Below are 14,724 nucleotides of genomic sequence, written 5' to 3'. Positions count from 1 at the left end.
CTTTGCAATGAAGTGAGGACCTGATCGGCGCGGCCAACCTCAATCGGGACGCGCCACGACCTGCTCCAGATTGTCGAAGAACTTCGCCCACCCGTAACGGGCGCCCTGATAGGCCTGCTGCTGATCGGTGCGGAAGCCGGCCTGCTCCATGCGCAGGTGAGTGCCCGTCGGCGTCGGCGTCAGTGTCCAGGTGACGACGCTTTCGAGGCCAAGGGCGGCCCAGCTGTAGGACAGGGTCTTGTTCGGCTCGATTTCCATGACCTGACAATCGACGGAGCCCCAGTCGCCGCGCAGGGTGAAGCGGTGGTCGGTCACGGGCTGGAAATCGTTCTTCATCAGCCATTCCGCGATCAGATGCGGCTGGGTCAGCGCGCGCCAGATCTTTTCCGGCGGGTGCTGAAAATCCCGTTCGACGATGACGGAGCGCGTTTCGGATACGGTATCGGTCATTGGTCCATCCTCTTGAGAAGATCTTCGAGATCGTCGAACCGGCTCTCCCAGAAGCCGGCCATTTGCTGGGTCCAGTCGATCAGCGGCGTCAGTGCCCGGAGCTGAGCGCTGTAATGCGTCTGGCGGCCTTCGTGCCGGTCGCGTACCAGCCCGGCCAGCCTGAGAACCCCAAGGTGCTTCGAGACCGCCGGTTGTGAGACGCCGGCCCAGGCCGTGAGCGCGCCGACCGTCTGCTCGCCGTCGCGACACAGCCGCTCAAAGATGGCCCGCCGGGTCGGATCAGCCAGCGTCCGGAACAGAAGATCGGGGGTATCAGACATTTCGATCGATAACTCGTTGGTTATGGATTGACGTATAACCAGCGAGTTATGCGATGGTCAAGTGAAAGCCGCGATCTTTACCGGGTTGGAACCCGAGGCAGGCGCTGCGCTTGATCCGTCCGCGGGCGGGGCAAACGGGAGAATTTGGCATGGCGCACGGCGCGTCGCCTGCGACCTATCCGCCGCTGAACACCTTGAAGCCGATCGCCGACAACGTCTGGATCGTCGACGGCCCGACCATCCGTTTCGGACTTCCTGGATTGAAGTTTCCGTTTCCAACGCGGATGACGGTGATCCGTCTCCTCTCCGGTGGCTTGTTCGTTCTTTCACCGACGCCACTCACGCCGGAACTGCGCGCAGAGATCGAACGCGAAGGCGCGGTGCGCTTCCTCATTGGCCCCAACCGCCTCCATTACTGGTGGATCGCCGACTGGCATGCGGCATTTCCCGACGCGCTGGTCTATCTGGCCCCGCGCATCCGCGAACAGGCGGAGAGACAGAACCAGCGCAAGATGAGCTTTGCGAGCCTGCCGCTGCATCATGCCGACGGTTATCCGTGGGACGACGAGATCGCCACCCTCCCGGTGGTCGGCAGCTACATGACCGAGGTGGAGTTCTTCCACCTCGCGTCCCGCACGCTGATCCTGACCGACCTGATCGAGAATTTCGAGCCGGGCAAGATCAGCGCCGGCTGGCTGCGCTATCTGACCTGGATCGGCGGCGTGAAGCCGCCTCATGGCGGCCTGCCGCGCGATCTCCGGCTGACCTTCACATGGCAGCATCGCGCCCAGCTCCGGGCTGCGGTCGAGACCATGATCGCGTGGGCTCCCGAGCGGATCGTCATCGCGCATGGCAAATGGCACGAGAGCAATGGCACCCCGGTGTTGCGCCGCGCATTTGCTTGGCTACTGAAGTGAGGTGGACGCAACTTCGCGCAGCGAGACCGAAGCCAATTTCTGCATCACGACAGAAGCCAGAGCTGAGATCGCGCGAGAAGAGCCGATGATCAGCATTGCCGCCTCGCTCACGCGGACGAGCTCTGGCTGATCATCGCGACATGCGGGATGCCATCCTCGTCGAAGGGATGGCCGGACCGAACGAAACCGAATGAGGCATAGAATTGTTCGAGATGAGCTTGCGCGTCGATGCGGACGGGCCGATCGGGATAACGTCGCTCGGTTTCCGCAAGCGCGAGACCGACCAGCGTGCGGCCGTAGCCGAGACCGCGCGCGTGCCGGGCCACCGCTATGCGGCCAATCGACGGCATGTCGAACCTGCTTCCGGGAGGCAGGATCCGCGCGACGGCGACGAGGCCACCGTCCTGATCCCAGCCGAGCCCGTGGATCGCCGCCTCGTCGAGACCGTCGGCGTCAAGATAGGCGCATAGCTGCTCCACCACGAACACCTGCTGCCGCAGCATCAAGACGCGATAGATCTCTGCGGCGGAGAGCGCTGCGAAATCCTGCCAGGTGACGGTCAGGGCCATGCTTCGATGCTCACATCCTTCGCGGAACGCATTCGCAGCGGCATCGGAGATAGACGCTGTCGGGATCGCCGCCCCTTTCAGCCCGCGCGCAATCAGCCCGCCGCGCATGCCGAGCAGACTTTTCTTGGCGTCGGCAACAGCATCGCGCCCGCGCATCATAGTCCAGCCCAAGGCCTGTAACCACGGCCAAGCGCAGGGTGATCGTGTTGACGACGAGCGCGCGTCCACGCAGACTGGCAGAGCGCGGCGGCGCTTTTCGAACTCACAGGCATGGACCCGCCATGGGCGGGCAGGCGGATTTCGATACCGGCGTGCTCGGTCACATCCTGCGGCACCTTCAGCCTGGCGGCGAAATAGACGGCGCACCCACCACGGCCACGCGGAAGTTGGGAGGCGATCCGTACTGCGATGGCTGCGCTGCTCCCACACAAGATAGGAGCAACGGCCCGCAGCCTTCGTTGAATCCCCTCAGCAATGATGGAGAAATGTCATGGACATCAAGCGCAGCGGCTCGCGACCATCAGGAGTGGGGCCGGCCGAATATTTCACGGGTCAGGTCCGCATTGATCCCTTGTTTCAGCCGCCGGAGCCGGCGCGGATGCGCGGTGCGCTCGTCACCTTTGAACCGGGTGCGCGCACCGCCTGGCACACCCATCCGCTTGGTCAGATCTTGATCGTGACGTCCGGTCTCGGCTGGGCCCAGCGCGAGGGTGGCCCCATCGAGGAGATCCATCCAGGCGATATCGTCTGGTTCGAGCCGGGCGAGAAGCATTGGCACGGAGCCACCGCCACCGTCCGCATGAGCCACATCGCAATCCAGGAAGCCTTGCACGGCAGCCCGGTCGATTGGGGCGAACACGTCAGCGACGCGCAATATCACGCGCGCTCTTGAAGATGGAGAACGGCAGAGAGGACGTTAGGAAGGCGCGCAACACAGGCGGTGTCATTCCGAGGTGCGCGTAGCGGCGCGGGCCTCAGATGTGCAATTTGCGCATCGGGGAATCCATACTTCCGATCGTGGGTATGGATTCCAGGCTCACGCGGAGCCTGTCATCGGGCCGCGCTTTTGCGCGGACCCGTTGGCGCGCCCCGGAATGACAAGCGGAGGGCGATCGGCGCCTCACGCCTCCAGCAACCATTCCGCGGCGCCGCGCCACAGCGTGTCGCGGTGCTCGCGGCGGAAGAAGCCGGAATGGCCGATCTTCTGCGCGCCGACATCGGCTGGCGTTACGCTGAGGATTTCCGGCGTGATCGAGGGGTAGCCGGCGCAGAGCAGTTCGACCGCGGGCCGCGTCGCCCAGGGGTCATCCGTAAGGCAGAGGGCGCGCAAATCGCCCTTGTAGTTGGCGAAGTTCGGCAAGCCCTGCAGCGAGGCGTCATCGAACAGATAGCGCGGGCTCATCAGCCATTTCACCCACTGCAGGAACACGCCCTTGGGCAGGTCTTCACCGATTCCGGCCCAGCCTGGCGCGTAGCCGAGCGCGTAGGTGAGGGGAACGCCGACGCCATTGAGCATCGCATAGACGCGATACCCTTCCCATCCCGTCATCAGCTTCCAGTAGCCGACCTGCGCCGCAACGAAGAGCGCGCGCGACACCTCGGTGTTGTTGGCCAGGAGCCCCAGCGCCTGGCCGCCGAAGGAATGGCCGACATAGCGCAGCGGCATCGCATCGGAGCGTTCGCGCATCCAGTTGACCGCGGCGGTGATGTCGAGGTTCGCCCAATCGGCCATCGAGGCCTTGAACCCCTTGAGCGGTTGCGCCCGTCCGGCGCCGGTGGTCCGGCTGCCGCCGGTGCCGCGGTAATCGTAGGTCAGAACCGCGCTGCCTTGTTCGGCGAGGTAGCTGGCAAAGCCGCGGTAGATCTTGCGCGGCGTCGCCGTGGCGGAATTGATCAGCACGGCATGGCGCGCCGGATCGCGGGGCAGGAACAGGGTGGCGGCAAGCGGAAAGCCATCGGCCGCCGGGATCGTAATATCCTCGGCAAACACGTCGTCCAGCACGGTCTGCGTCACGTCCGTCCTCGGTTCTTGTTGTGCTTGAGCTAAGTGGAATTCGGCTTCCGTGGCAAGGCTTTGGGCCAGTCGCTTAAATCCAAGTGGCGGTTCGGGGGCGGGCTGTGTATAAGGCGGCCTCCGCAAGTGCTGGAAAACTTGCGGTTTTTGCTTGAGGGAGTGGAAAGCGATGTCCGAGCGGTGGACCCCCGACAGCTGGCGTTCCAAGCCGGTCCAGCAGATGCCTGCCTATCCCAATGAAAAGGCGCTGGCCGAGGTCGAGGCGCAGCTCGCGACCTTTCCGCCTCTGGTGTTCGCCGGTGAGGCCCGCAACCTGAAGAAGGCGTTGGCACGGGTCGCCGCGGGTGAAGCCTTCCTGCTGCAGGGCGGCGATTGCGCCGAGAGCTTTGCCGAGCACGGCGCCAACAATATCCGCGACTTCTTCCGCGTGCTGCTGCAGATGGCCGTCGTGCTCACCTATGCCGGCGCGGTGCCGGTGGTGAAGGTCGGGCGCATCGCCGGCCAGTTCGCCAAGCCGCGCTCCTCGCCGACCGAGAAGGTCGATGGGGTAGAGCTGCCGAGCTATCGCGGCGACATCGTCAACGACATCGCCTTCACGCCGGAAGCGCGCACGCCCGATCCGCAGCGCCAGCTCGACGCCTACCGGCAGTCTGCCGCGACCTTGAACCTGCTGCGCGCGTTCGCGACCGGCGGCTTCGCCAATCTAGCCAGCGTGCATCAATGGATGCTGGGCTTCGTGAAGGATTCACCGCAGTCCCGGCGCTACAAGGAGCTCGCCGACCGCATCTCCGATGCGCTCAACTTCATGCGCGCCTGCGGCCTCGATCTCGAGAGCCACCCCGAGCTGCGCGCCACCGATTTCTACACCAGCCACGAGGCGCTGCTGCTCGGCTACGAGCAGGCCTTCACCCGGGTCGATTCCACCACCGGCGACTGGTACGCGACCTCGGGCCATTTCATCTGGATCGGCGACCGCACCCGCCAGCTCGATCATGGCCATCTCGAATATTTCCGCGGCATCAAGAACCCGATCGGGCTGAAATGCGGGCCGTCCCTGAAACCCGACGAGCTGCTGAAGCTGATCGACGTGCTCAATCCGGACAATGAGCCGGGGCGGCTGACCCTGATCAACCGCTTCGGCGCCGACAAGGTCGGCGATCATCTGCCGGGGCTGATCCGCGCGGTGCAGCGCGAGGGCTGCAAGGTGGTGTGGTCGTGCGATCCGATGCACGGCAACACCATCACCTCGACATCTGGCTACAAGACGCGGCCGTTCGACCGCATCGTGTCCGAGGTGCGCGCCTTCTTCGCGATTCATGCCGCGGAGGGCACCCATGCCGGCGGCATTCATCTGGAGATGACCGGCAAGGACGTCACCGAATGCATCGGCGGCGCGCGGGCGATCACCGACGAGGATCTCAATGATCGCTATCACACGGTCTGCGATCCGCGCCTGAACGCCGAGCAGTCGATCGACATGGCGTTCCTGATCGCCGAATTGTTGAAGCAGCAGCGCGGCGGCAAGACCGCGCCGATGCCGGCAGCCGCGGGACTGTAGGGTGCTGCGACTTTGGCGCGCGACGCTCAACTCGCGCAGTGGGTTGATATTCGCCTTCCGCTCCGAGCAGGCGGTGCGCGAGGAGGGGGTGGCGTTCCTGCTGGCGCTGCCGCTGGCTTATCTGATTGGCGCCACGCCGATGCGCTCGGTCGAGCTGGTCTGCGTGGTGGTGCTGGTGCTGGTGGTCGAACTCTTGAATACCGCGATCGAGAAGCTCGCCGACCGGTTGACCACCGACCACGACCTGCAGATCGGCCGGGTGAAGGACCTCGGCTCGGCCGCTGTCGGCGTGTCATTGCTGATGTCGGGGGCATTCTGGCTGTTCGCGCTCGCCGAGCGCCTCGGCATTCTTTGACTTGGATTGCGGGATGAGCGCTGCGGCCGACACCTTCAAGATCACGCTGGCGCAGCTCAATCCGACCGTCGGCGATGTCGCTGGAAATGCCGCGAAAGCACGCGCGGCGCGTGCGACAGCCGCCGCCGACAGCAGCGATTTGGTGGTGCTGCCGGAGCTCTTCATCGCCGGCTACCCGCCGGAAGATCTGGTGGCAAGGCCGGCGTTCCAGGCCGCCTGCCGCGCCGCGGTCGAGAACCTGGCGCGTGAGACCGCGGACGGCGGGCCCGCGGTGCTGATCGGCACGCCCTGGGTCGAGGATCACAAGCTCTACAACGCCTGTGCGCTGCTCGATGGCGGGCGGATTGCCGCGCTGCGCTTCAAGGCGAACCTGCCGAACTACGGCGTGTTCGACGAAGTCAGGCTGTTTGCGCGCGGGCCTGCGGCCGGTCCCGTCAGCGTGCGCGGTGTGCGCATCGGTGTGCCGATCTGCGAGGACATCTGGCTGGAGGAATCCGAGGACTACGAGAACGTGGTCGAGACCCTGGCTGAGACCGGGGCCGAGATCATCGTGGTGCCGAACGGCTCGCCTTACGCGCGGGACAAGAATGATCTTCGCCTGTCAGTCGCAGTCGCGCGCGTCACCGAGAGCAGCCTGCCGCTGGTCTATCTCAACCAGGTCGGTGGCCAGGACGAACTGGTGTTCGACGGCGCGTCCTTCGTGCTGAACGCAGACCTATCGGTCGCGGCGCAGCTGCCGGCACTTGCAGAGAGCGTCACGACCCTGACCTGGGTCAAGGACGGAGATACGTGGCGCTGCGCCGGGCCGGTCGCGACATTGCCCGAGGGCGACCAGGCCGACTATGCCGCCTGCGTGCTCGGCTTGCGCGATTACGTCAGCAAGAACGGCTTTGCCGGTGTGCTGCTCGGCATTTCCGGTGGCATCGATTCCGCGCTCTGCGCCGCTGTCGCCGTCGATGCGCTCGGCGCCGACAAGGTGCGCGGCGTGATGCTGCCTTATCGGTTCACTGCTCAAGCTTCGCTGGACGACGCGGCCGAACTCGCCGCAAGGCTCGGCATTGCCTACGAGGTGCTGCCGATCACTGACGCGGTCACAGGATTTGAAAACATCCTGTCCGGTCCATTTGCCGGCCTGACGGCCGATGTCACCGAGGAGAACCTGCAGGCGCGCGCCCGCGGTACGATCCTGATGGCGCTGTCCAACAAGCTCGGTGCGATGCTGGTCACGACCGGCAATAAGTCGGAGATGTCGGTCGGCTACGCCACGCTGTACGGCGACATGAATGGCGGCTTCAACCCGATCAAGGACATCTACAAGACTGAGGTGTTTCGGCTCGCCGCCTTGCGCAACTCCTGGACGCCCGACGGTGCGTTGGGGCCGTCAGGAGCGGTGATCCCAGACGGCATCATCACGCGGCCGCCGAGCGCTGAGTTGCGCGAGAACCAGACCGACCAGGATTCGCTGCCGCCCTATGACGTGCTCGATGGCATCCTCAAGCGGCTGGTCGAAAAAGAGCAGACCCTGGCTGACATTGTGGACGCCGGCTTCGATCGCGACACCGTGGTCCGGATCGATCATCTGCTCAGCACGGCTGAATATAAGCGCCGCCAGGCCGCGCCGGGGGTGAAGGTCACGAGCCGAAATTTCGGTCGCGACCGCCGCTATCCCATCACCGACCGCTTTCGTGACACGGCCGAGCCGCTCTCCGCGCCCGATGATTCCCTGGTGTCACACGGCGGCCGCGCCTCGCTCGACGCGTTCGAGGGTTGAGCGCGATCAGCGCGCAGGGATGAAGGTCGGGCCGACGGTGCGGATCTGCTTGTTGTCCGAGCTCGTCCCCGTCGTGGCGTCAGGCGTCGTGGCGGGCGCGGTGTCGGCTGCCGCCGGGGCGGCGCCCTTCCTGGCCGAGGCCGGCGACGCCTTGCCGGTCTGGCGCTGCTGCATCCGCTTCGCGCTTTCTTCGGTGACGATGATGTCGCCCTGCTGCTGGGCCTCGGCTTTGTCGTCGATCGACTTCAACGCGTCTGCCCAGGTCTGCCCGGGAGCCTTGCAGGAGCAGGTGGGATTGAACTCGGTGCGATATTTGAAAGCGTTCGGCAGCGCGCTGTAGGGCTGGCCGTTGATCGACACCGCCTGGTTCATGTCCTCGCCAGGATTGCGGTAAGTGAACAGCGTGGCGTCGGCGGCCGGGCACTGCGCCTTGCAGGCGCGCTCGTCGTCGGCAAAGCGCCCGGGAACGGTGGCAAACGAGATCGGAAAATAGGCGCCGTCGCAAGAGCGTACGCAGACCGTGCGGTAGGTGCCGGTGGGCGCCGCGAGGTCCGCGCTCGGCGGCGGCAGGGAGGCGGCGGGATTGGCGTTGACGTCACCTCCGCCGCCGAACAGGTTGGTCAGGAAGTTGCCCGGGCCGTTGCTGCTGCGTGCGGCGTTGGCATATTGCTGGTACTGCGGGCCGCAATTGTTCTGGCCGAGCGCCACCAGCACCGAGCGGCGCTGATTGTCGCGATCCGAGCCGCCACCGAAGCCACCGCCGCGCAGCCGCTCAAGGCTGGAGGTGATCTGGTCGAGATTGCTTCGCATCTGCTGGATCTGGGTGTTGACCGGGCTGCATTCGGCCGAGCGGCCGTTGAACAGTGAGAAGAAGCCGGAGCTGTCGCAGCCCATCCGCTTCGCCTGCATGGTGACGCGCTCGAGCTCCGCCTGCTGCTTGGCGGCGGCATCCTGATAGCGGCGGATCTGCTCTTCCTTGGCCGGATCGCCTCCGCCGCCACGATCGATCGAGGCGAGCTGTGCTTCGAGCCGTGGGCACATCGGGTTCACCGCCGGTTGCGCAGCCGGCTGACCCGGATTCATCTGGGCGTAGGGCTCGGTCGCCGACTGGGCCAAGGCGCTGGAGCCGGTCAGGGCCAATCCAAGCAGCGCGGAACAGGCGAGCAGGCGCGGGGAGTTGGAAGCGATCAAGATGCGGTATTCCGGTCTATGGGTGCCGCGCATTAGCACAGATTTCGGAAAATTCGCGGCAAGGCCGGCTTCCCATAGCCGCTTTGTTCGGCAGCGTCACGCCGTTTCCGGGGCGCAGCCGTGGCGGGAACCGCCAGTTCCCTAAAGCTCAGCGCTGGCAGGTGATCGCAACATACTCGCCGCAAGCCCCGTGGACGCAGTTTGCGGCCGCTTTTGGCACCGATCCGGTGATTTCGTCGGGGTCGACCCGGCGATAGGCGGAGGCCTGAGCAAAATCCCGTGATTGGCAATAGGAACGGGCCGCAGAGGCGCCGCATTTGTCGCCCTTGGCCAGGCACTGGTCGACGCCATAGCCGTCGGCCTCGTTGGCGATGATGAAGATGCGGCTTTCTGCGCGGGCAGCGGTTGCGGCAACAACGAGGACACAGGCGAGCACGGCCGAGGAGAATCGCATGGTGCACCGAACGTTGAGAGGATGTCCGCAACGGTAAGTCAAAGCGGTTAATAATGATTAACCAAACGGTTGGGGCGCGAGCGTTTGGGCGGCGAAGGTGGCCGATTTGCGGCTCTTGACGGAAACCTTGGCGTGCCCCATGGTGAATTTCATGAACGGTCTCCTCGCCATCTGCTGCATTTGCCGCGAGATTACGAGCTAGCGATTCGCTGGCTGAGGCCGTCTATTCTCGACAGAGATGATCAGGACGCCCGGCCGGCAGGTCGGGTTTTTCGTATTTGCGCCGTGATCAGTTGTATCGGACCGGGCGCATGGCGGGGACAGGGTCGCATATCGCCGGTCAACCATTGCTGCAGCAGTCGCGCGGCAGACCAGGGCGAAGGCTTTAGGGGACGGGTCGATGGAATTGCGTCTGTACGATACGTTTTCGCGGGAGAAGCGCAGCTTCGCGCCGCTCGATCGCAACAATGTCCGCATGTATGTCTGCGGACCGACGGTCTACGATTTCGCCCATATCGGCAATGCGCGGCCGGTCATCGTCTTCGACGTGCTGTTCCGCCTGCTGCGCCATCTCTATGGCGAGGACCACGTCACCTACGTCCGTAACATCACGGATGTCGACGACAAGATCAACGATCGCGCCGCGCGCGACTATCCGGGCCTGCCGCTGAACCAGGCGATCCGCAAGGTCACGGAACTCACCGAGCAGCAATTCCATGACGACGTCGATGCGCTCGGCTGCCTGCGGCCGACCGTCGAGCCGCGCGCGACCGAACATATCGCCGAGATGCGCGCCATCATCGAGAAGCTGGTTGCCGGCGGCTTTGCCTATGTCGCCGAGAACCACGTGCTGTTCTCGCCGGCGGCGATGAATGCGGCGAACGCGGTGCTGCCGCGCTATGGCGCGCTCGCCAACCGCTCGCTGGACGAGATGATCGCGGGCGCCCGCGTCGATGTCGCACCTTACAAGCGCGATGCGACCGATTTCGTGCTGTGGAAGCCGTCCAAGCCAGGCGAGCCGTCCTGGCCGTCACCGGCCGGCATCCAAGTCGAAGGCCGTCCCGGCTGGCACATCGAGTGCTCGGCGATGTCGTGGAAGCATCTCGGCGAGACCTTCGACATCCATGGCGGCGGGATCGATCTGGTGTTTCCGCATCATGAGAACGAGCTCGCGCAGAGCTGCTGCGCCTTCCATGCGCCGCGCATGGCCAATATCTGGATGCACAACGGCTTCCTGCAGGTCGAGGGCGAGAAGATGTCGAAGAGCCTCGGCAACTTCGTCACGATCCGGGACGTGCTGGCAGATTGGCCGGGCGAGGTCGTGCGCCTCAACATGCTGAAGACCCACTATCGCTCGCCGATCGACTGGACGCTGAAGGGCCTGGAGGAGAGCGCGAAGGCGCTCGACGACTGGTATCGCGCCGCAGGCGATGTTCGTGACGGACGCCCCGCAGATGCGGTGATCGAATCCCTGTGCGACGACCTCAACACGCCGCAGATGATTGCGACGCTCCACGGATTACGGAGCCAGGCTGCATCGGGTCACGAGGAGGATCGCGCGACGCTCGCAGGGTCGTTGCGATTGCTCGGATTCCTGTCCGAGAGCGCGGCGCAATGGGACACGCGCAAGCAGCAGGCGAGTGGGGTCGACGCGGCTCAGGTCGACGGCCTGATCGCAGCGCGCGCCGCCGCCCGCGCGCGCAAGGATTTCAAGGAGTCCGATCGCATCCGCGACGAGCTGGTCGCGATGGGCGTGGTGCTGAAGGACGGCAAGGGGCCGGACGGCAAGCCGGTCACGACCTGGGAGATCGCGCGATGAGCCGACCCGACACGCCTTTTCCGCGGCATTGGCTGTACTACATCGTGCTGAAGCTGGTGCTGATCGCAGGCGCCGTGGCGCTGGTGACGAAACTCTACGGCATGTGGTGAGGACATGGGACAAGCTCTACCAAGACCTGCGCTGCGGCCGTTCCTCGCCACTGACACGCCGATGCTTGCCGCCATCTTCGCCACCAGCATCCAGGAATTGACCGGCGACGACTACAGCGAGGAGCAGCAGGAGGCCTGGGCCTCCGTGGCTGACGACGAAGCAGCCTTCGGCAAGAAGCTGGCGTCCGAGCTGACGTTGATTGCCACGGTGCAGGGTTCGCCGGTCGGCTTCGCCGCGCTGAAGGGCAACGATAAGATCGACATGCTCTATGTCCATCCGAGCGTGGCGGGGCAGGGCGTCGGTGCATTGCTCTGTGATGCCTTGGAAAAGCTCGCCGGCGGCCGCGGTACGAAGAGCATGTCCGTCGATGCCAGCGACAGCGCGCTCGAATTTTTCAGGAAGCGCGGCTACGTGGCCCAGCAGCGCAACAGCGTGACCATCAATGGCGAGTGGCTCGCCAACACCACGATGAAGAAAGAGCTCGAAAGCCCTGGAGCGCAGGGATGAGCAGGGCAGGGATGAGCAAAGAACGGCTGTATCTGTTCGATACGACCTTGCGCGACGGCGCGCAGACCAATGGCGTCGACTTCACCTTGGCCGACAAGCAGGTGATCGCGCGCATGCTGGATGAGCTCGGCATCGACTATGTCGAGGGCGGCTACCCCGGCGCCAACCCGCTCGACACTGAATTCTTTGCCACGAAGCCGAAGCTCGGCCACGCCCGCTTCACCGCCTTCGGCATGACCCGGCGCGCCGGCCGCTCGGTGTCGAACGATCCCGGCGTCGCCGCGCTGCTGGATGCCAAGGCGGACGCGATCTGTTTCGTCGCCAAATCCTCCGCCTATCAGGTCCGGGTCGCGCTCGAGACCACCAACGAGGAAAACCTCGCCTCGATCCGCGACAGCGTGAGCGCGGCCAAGGCGGCAGGGCGCGAGGTGATGCTCGACTGCGAGCACTTCTTCGACGGCTACAAGGAAAATCCGGAGTTTGCGCTCGCCTGCGCCATGGCGGCTTATGAGGCCGGTGCGCGCTGGGTGGTGCTGTGCGACACCAATGGCGGCACCATGCCGCATGAGATCGAGACCATCGTCGGCGAGGTGGTGAGACACATTCCTGGCGATCACGTCGGCATCCATGCTCATAACGACACCGAGCAGGCGGTGGCCAATTCGCTGGCTGCGGTCCGCGCCGGCGCGCGCCAGATCCAGGGCACGCTGAACGGGCTCGGCGAACGCTGCGGCAATGCCAATCTCTGCTCGCTGATCCCGACCTTGAAGCTGAAGGCCGACTTTGCGCAAGCGTTCGAGATCGGTGTGTCCGACCAGCAACTCGCCGGCCTGATGAAAGTGTCGCGCACGCTGGACGATATGCTCAACCGCGCGCCGAACCGGCATGCGGCTTATGTCGGCGAGAGCGCCTTTGTCACCAAGACCGGCATCCATGCGTCCGCCGTGCTGAAGGACCCGCAGACCTACGAGCACGTCGCGCCGGAGTCAGTCGGCAATCGCCGCAAGGTCCTGGTCTCCGATCAGGCCGGCCGCTCCAACGTGATCGCGGCGCTGGAGCGCGCCGGCATTCCGTTCGCCAAGAGCGATCCCAAGCTGACGCGGCTGGTCGAGGAGCTGAAGGAGCGCGAGGCCGCCGGCTACGCCTATGAGTCCGCCAACGCCTCGTTTGATCTCTTGGCGCGCCGCACGCTCGGCAGCGTGCCGGAATATTTCCGGGTCGAGCAGTTCGACGTCAACGTCGAGCAGCGCTACAACGCGCTCGGCGACCGCGTCACGGTGGCGCTGGCGGTGGTCAAGGTCGATGTCGCCGGCGAGCGGCTGATCTCGGCGGCCGAAGGTAACGGTCCGGTGAACGCGCTCGACGTCGCGCTGCGCAAGGATCTCGGCAAGTATCAAGGCTATATCGCCGGATTGAAGCTGATCGACTATCGCGTCCGTATCCTCAATGGCGGCACCGAGGCGGTCACGCGGGTCCTGATCGAGAGCGAGGACGAGACCGGCGAGCGCTGGACCACGGTCGGCGTGTCGCCGAACATCATCGACGCGTCGTTCCAGGCGCTGATGGATTCGGTGTTCTATAAGCTGGTGAAGTCCGGCGCGCCGGGGTGATCATCGTCGCTGTCATCGCAAACGACGCAATCCAGCTCCTTGTGCGTCGGCAGTCTGGATTGCTTCCGCTGACGCCCCCTGGGCTGTGACGGACACGTCGTCGCTTCGCACCTGGCAATGACAGAGAAAGGGCCACCGCCTCACATAGCTACCGAGGCCAGGAGCGCACGGGTCTCGGCGACGACGCGATCCTGGAATTGTGGGTCTCGCGTCCGCGCGGAGCCCTGCATCGGACGACCGCTGTGGTCGTAATACATGCCGGTCGCGCCCGATCTGTCGCGCAACACCGTGGTGATCACCCGCGCGGCGCGCTTCGGCGTGCTCAGCACCTTGATGAATGGCCGCAGTAGCGGCACCAGCACCGGAACGAGGACTTTTGACAGCAGGCGCACGAGAGCCGTGGCGTCGCGTTGCCCGAGCGCCGTGCCCGGATTGAATCCCGGCTCGACCACGTTGACGTGCAGCCGTGGCGTTTCACGGGCCAACGCCAGCGCCGCAGCAAGGATGGCTTGCTTCGATGTCGCATAAGCGTCCGCGCCTGGCATTTTCGAGCCGCCCGGCTGCTGCCACTCGCCCCGCGCGCTCGCTTCCGCCGAGATGTAGCGGCCGCCGCGGAAGCCGAAGGTCGTGGCGGGCTTGTGCTCGGGATTTTCGGTGGCCGAACCGACGAAGACCACATTGGCTCCGTCGGGCAGATGCGGCATCAGCGCCTCGGTCAGCGCGAACGGCCCGAGATGATTGGTCGCGAAGGTCGTGTCCCAACCGAGCGTGTTGCTCGTGGCGCGCATCTGCATCACGCCGGCATTGTTGAGCAGGCCGGCGATCGGAAGATGCAGCGCGATGATCTCCTTTGCCGCCCGCGTCACGCTCGCGGGATCCGAGAGGTCGCACACCACCGACACAGCGTGCTGTCCGTTCCTTGCCAAGGCTTTCTGCATGGCGTCGAGCTTGGTGGCGTTACGGCCGACCAGCAAGATCGTGCCGTGCCTGGCCAGCTCCAGCGCGGTGGCGCGGCCGATGCCGGAGGTCGGGCCGGTGATGATATAGGTTTTGCGATCGGTGTCCGTCATGGCGGCTG

At 65.0% G+C, this 14,724-nt stretch carries 15 protein-coding genes; 8 read left to right on the top strand and 7 right to left on the bottom strand.

What is annotated here, in order from left to right; translation table 11 throughout:
• Window positions 1–39 precede the first annotated feature (39 nt).
• Both ACQR1W_RS04600 and ACQR1W_RS04595 read right to left on the bottom strand, forming a co-directional pair.
• Complete coding sequence (locus ACQR1W_RS04600) at window positions 40–450, bottom strand: SRPBCC family protein (RefSeq protein WP_008968665.1); 411 nt, start codon at window positions 448–450, stop codon at window positions 40–42.
• On the bottom strand, window positions 447–770 hold the full coding sequence (locus tag ACQR1W_RS04595; RefSeq protein ID WP_434849672.1) for an ArsR/SmtB family transcription factor: 324 nt from the start codon (window positions 768–770) through the stop codon (window positions 447–449). Before ACQR1W_RS04595 ends, ACQR1W_RS04600 begins: the two co-directional genes overlap by 4 nt.
• A 149-nt stretch (window positions 771–919) precedes the next feature.
• Here ACQR1W_RS04595 and ACQR1W_RS04590 point away from each other — a divergent pair, with 149 nt between their 5' ends.
• Complete coding sequence (locus tag ACQR1W_RS04590; RefSeq protein WP_434849671.1) at window positions 920–1,687, top strand: DUF4336 domain-containing protein; 768 nt, start codon at window positions 920–922, stop codon at window positions 1,685–1,687.
• Between the two features lie 107 nt (window positions 1,688–1,794).
• On the opposite strand, the gene ACQR1W_RS04585 is transcribed toward ACQR1W_RS04590, so the two are convergent.
• Window positions 1,795–2,256 (bottom strand): GNAT family N-acetyltransferase, encoded by a 462-nt coding sequence (locus ACQR1W_RS04585; protein ID WP_434849670.1) that lies wholly within the window; start codon window positions 2,254–2,256, stop codon window positions 1,795–1,797.
• A 490-nt stretch (window positions 2,257–2,746) separates the two neighbouring features.
• Here ACQR1W_RS04585 and ACQR1W_RS04580 point away from each other — a divergent pair, with 490 nt between their 5' ends.
• Window positions 2,747–3,148: a (R)-mandelonitrile lyase gene (locus ACQR1W_RS04580; protein WP_434849669.1), complete on the top strand. Its 402-nt coding sequence runs from the start codon at window positions 2,747–2,749 to the stop codon at window positions 3,146–3,148.
• A 228-nt stretch (window positions 3,149–3,376) separates the two neighbouring features.
• Here ACQR1W_RS04580 and ACQR1W_RS04575 read toward each other — a convergent pair whose 3' ends face one another.
• Entirely contained in the window at window positions 3,377–4,270 is an 894-nt protein-coding gene (locus ACQR1W_RS04575; protein ID WP_434849668.1) for an alpha/beta hydrolase family protein, read from the bottom strand.
• 169 nt (window positions 4,271–4,439) lie between these two features.
• Here ACQR1W_RS04575 and ACQR1W_RS04570 point away from each other — a divergent pair, with 169 nt between their 5' ends.
• From ACQR1W_RS04570 to ACQR1W_RS04560, 3 genes are read left to right on the top strand one after another with little or no spacing between them, the layout of a single operon-like run.
• The gene (locus ACQR1W_RS04570; RefSeq protein WP_434849667.1) at window positions 4,440–5,828 is read left to right on the top strand and encodes a class II 3-deoxy-7-phosphoheptulonate synthase; all 1,389 of its coding nucleotides are present in this window, start codon (window positions 4,440–4,442) and stop codon (window positions 5,826–5,828) included.
• A 1-nt stretch (window position 5,829) separates the two neighbouring features.
• Window positions 5,830–6,183 carry a diacylglycerol kinase gene (locus ACQR1W_RS04565; protein WP_008968673.1) on the top strand — a complete coding sequence of 118 codons (354 nt, stop codon included), beginning with the start codon at window positions 5,830–5,832 and terminating at the stop codon, window positions 6,181–6,183.
• Between the two features lie 13 nt (window positions 6,184–6,196).
• Window positions 6,197–7,954 carry an NAD+ synthase gene (locus ACQR1W_RS04560; RefSeq protein ID WP_434849666.1) on the top strand — a complete coding sequence of 586 codons (1,758 nt, stop codon included), beginning with the start codon at window positions 6,197–6,199 and terminating at the stop codon, window positions 7,952–7,954.
• A 6-nt stretch (window positions 7,955–7,960) separates the two neighbouring features.
• On the opposite strand, the gene ACQR1W_RS04555 is transcribed toward ACQR1W_RS04560, so the two are convergent.
• Complete coding sequence (locus ACQR1W_RS04555) at window positions 7,961–9,145, bottom strand: DUF2865 domain-containing protein (RefSeq protein ID WP_434849665.1); 1,185 nt, start codon at window positions 9,143–9,145, stop codon at window positions 7,961–7,963.
• 148 nt (window positions 9,146–9,293) lie between these two features.
• On the bottom strand, window positions 9,294–9,599 hold the full coding sequence (locus ACQR1W_RS04550; protein ID WP_008968676.1) for a hypothetical protein: 306 nt from the start codon (window positions 9,597–9,599) through the stop codon (window positions 9,294–9,296).
• A 400-nt stretch (window positions 9,600–9,999) separates the two neighbouring features.
• On the opposite strand from ACQR1W_RS04550, the gene cysS reads away from it, so the two are divergent.
• The 3 genes from cysS to cimA all read left to right on the top strand — a co-directional run bounded on the left by cysS (window position 10,000) and on the right by cimA (window position 13,646).
• Window positions 10,000–11,418, top strand: a complete 1,419-nt coding sequence (gene cysS / locus ACQR1W_RS04545) for a cysteine--tRNA ligase (protein WP_434849664.1) — start codon at window positions 10,000–10,002, stop codon at window positions 11,416–11,418.
• A gap of 114 nt (window positions 11,419–11,532) precedes the next feature.
• Complete coding sequence (locus tag ACQR1W_RS04540; protein WP_434849663.1) at window positions 11,533–12,036, top strand: GNAT family N-acetyltransferase; 504 nt, start codon at window positions 11,533–11,535, stop codon at window positions 12,034–12,036.
• An 11-nt stretch (window positions 12,037–12,047) separates the two neighbouring features.
• Window positions 12,048–13,646, top strand: coding sequence for a citramalate synthase (gene cimA / locus ACQR1W_RS04535; RefSeq protein ID WP_434849662.1), 1,599 nt, complete (start codon window positions 12,048–12,050; stop codon window positions 13,644–13,646).
• Between the two features lie 140 nt (window positions 13,647–13,786).
• Here the strand turns inward: cimA and ACQR1W_RS04530 are convergent, their stop codons facing one another.
• Window positions 13,787–14,716, bottom strand: a complete 930-nt coding sequence (locus ACQR1W_RS04530; RefSeq protein ID WP_434849661.1) for an SDR family NAD(P)-dependent oxidoreductase — start codon at window positions 14,714–14,716, stop codon at window positions 13,787–13,789.
• Between the last annotated feature and the right edge of the window lie 8 nt (window positions 14,717–14,724).

The sequence above is a fragment of the Bradyrhizobium sp. HKCCYLS1011 genome (assembly GCF_051167795.1).
In the GTDB taxonomy this organism is placed as follows: Bacteria; Pseudomonadota; Alphaproteobacteria; order Rhizobiales; family Xanthobacteraceae; genus Bradyrhizobium.
The sequence above is the reverse complement of the archived record's forward strand: the minus strand, read 5'-3'. Positions and strand labels throughout refer to the sequence as shown.

Coding starts and splice junctions, on each gene's coding strand:
- ACQR1W_RS04570 (WP_434849667.1), top strand. CDS start 4,440: ATGTCCGAGCGGTGGACCCCCGACAGCTGGCGTTCCAAGCCGGTCCAG.
- ACQR1W_RS04560 (WP_434849666.1), top strand. CDS start 6,197: ATGAGCGCTGCGGCCGACACCTTCAAGATCACGCTGGCGCAGCTCAAT.
- ACQR1W_RS04550 (WP_008968676.1), bottom strand. CDS start 9,599: ATGCGATTCTCCTCGGCCGTGCTCGCCTGTGTCCTCGTTGTTGCCGCA.
- ACQR1W_RS04595 (WP_434849672.1), bottom strand. CDS start 770: ATGTCTGATACCCCCGATCTTCTGTTCCGGACGCTGGCTGATCCGACC.
- ACQR1W_RS04585 (WP_434849670.1), bottom strand. CDS start 2,256: ATGGCCCTGACCGTCACCTGGCAGGATTTCGCAGCGCTCTCCGCCGCA.
- ACQR1W_RS04600 (WP_008968665.1), bottom strand. CDS start 450: ATGACCGATACCGTATCCGAAACGCGCTCCGTCATCGTCGAACGGGAT.
- cimA (WP_434849662.1), top strand. CDS start 12,048: ATGAGCAAAGAACGGCTGTATCTGTTCGATACGACCTTGCGCGACGGC.
- ACQR1W_RS04540 (WP_434849663.1), top strand. CDS start 11,533: ATGGGACAAGCTCTACCAAGACCTGCGCTGCGGCCGTTCCTCGCCACT.
- ACQR1W_RS04590 (WP_434849671.1), top strand. CDS start 920: ATGGCGCACGGCGCGTCGCCTGCGACCTATCCGCCGCTGAACACCTTG.
- cysS (WP_434849664.1), top strand. CDS start 10,000: ATGGAATTGCGTCTGTACGATACGTTTTCGCGGGAGAAGCGCAGCTTC.
- ACQR1W_RS04530 (WP_434849661.1), bottom strand. CDS start 14,716: ATGACGGACACCGATCGCAAAACCTATATCATCACCGGCCCGACCTCC.
- ACQR1W_RS04580 (WP_434849669.1), top strand. CDS start 2,747: ATGGACATCAAGCGCAGCGGCTCGCGACCATCAGGAGTGGGGCCGGCC.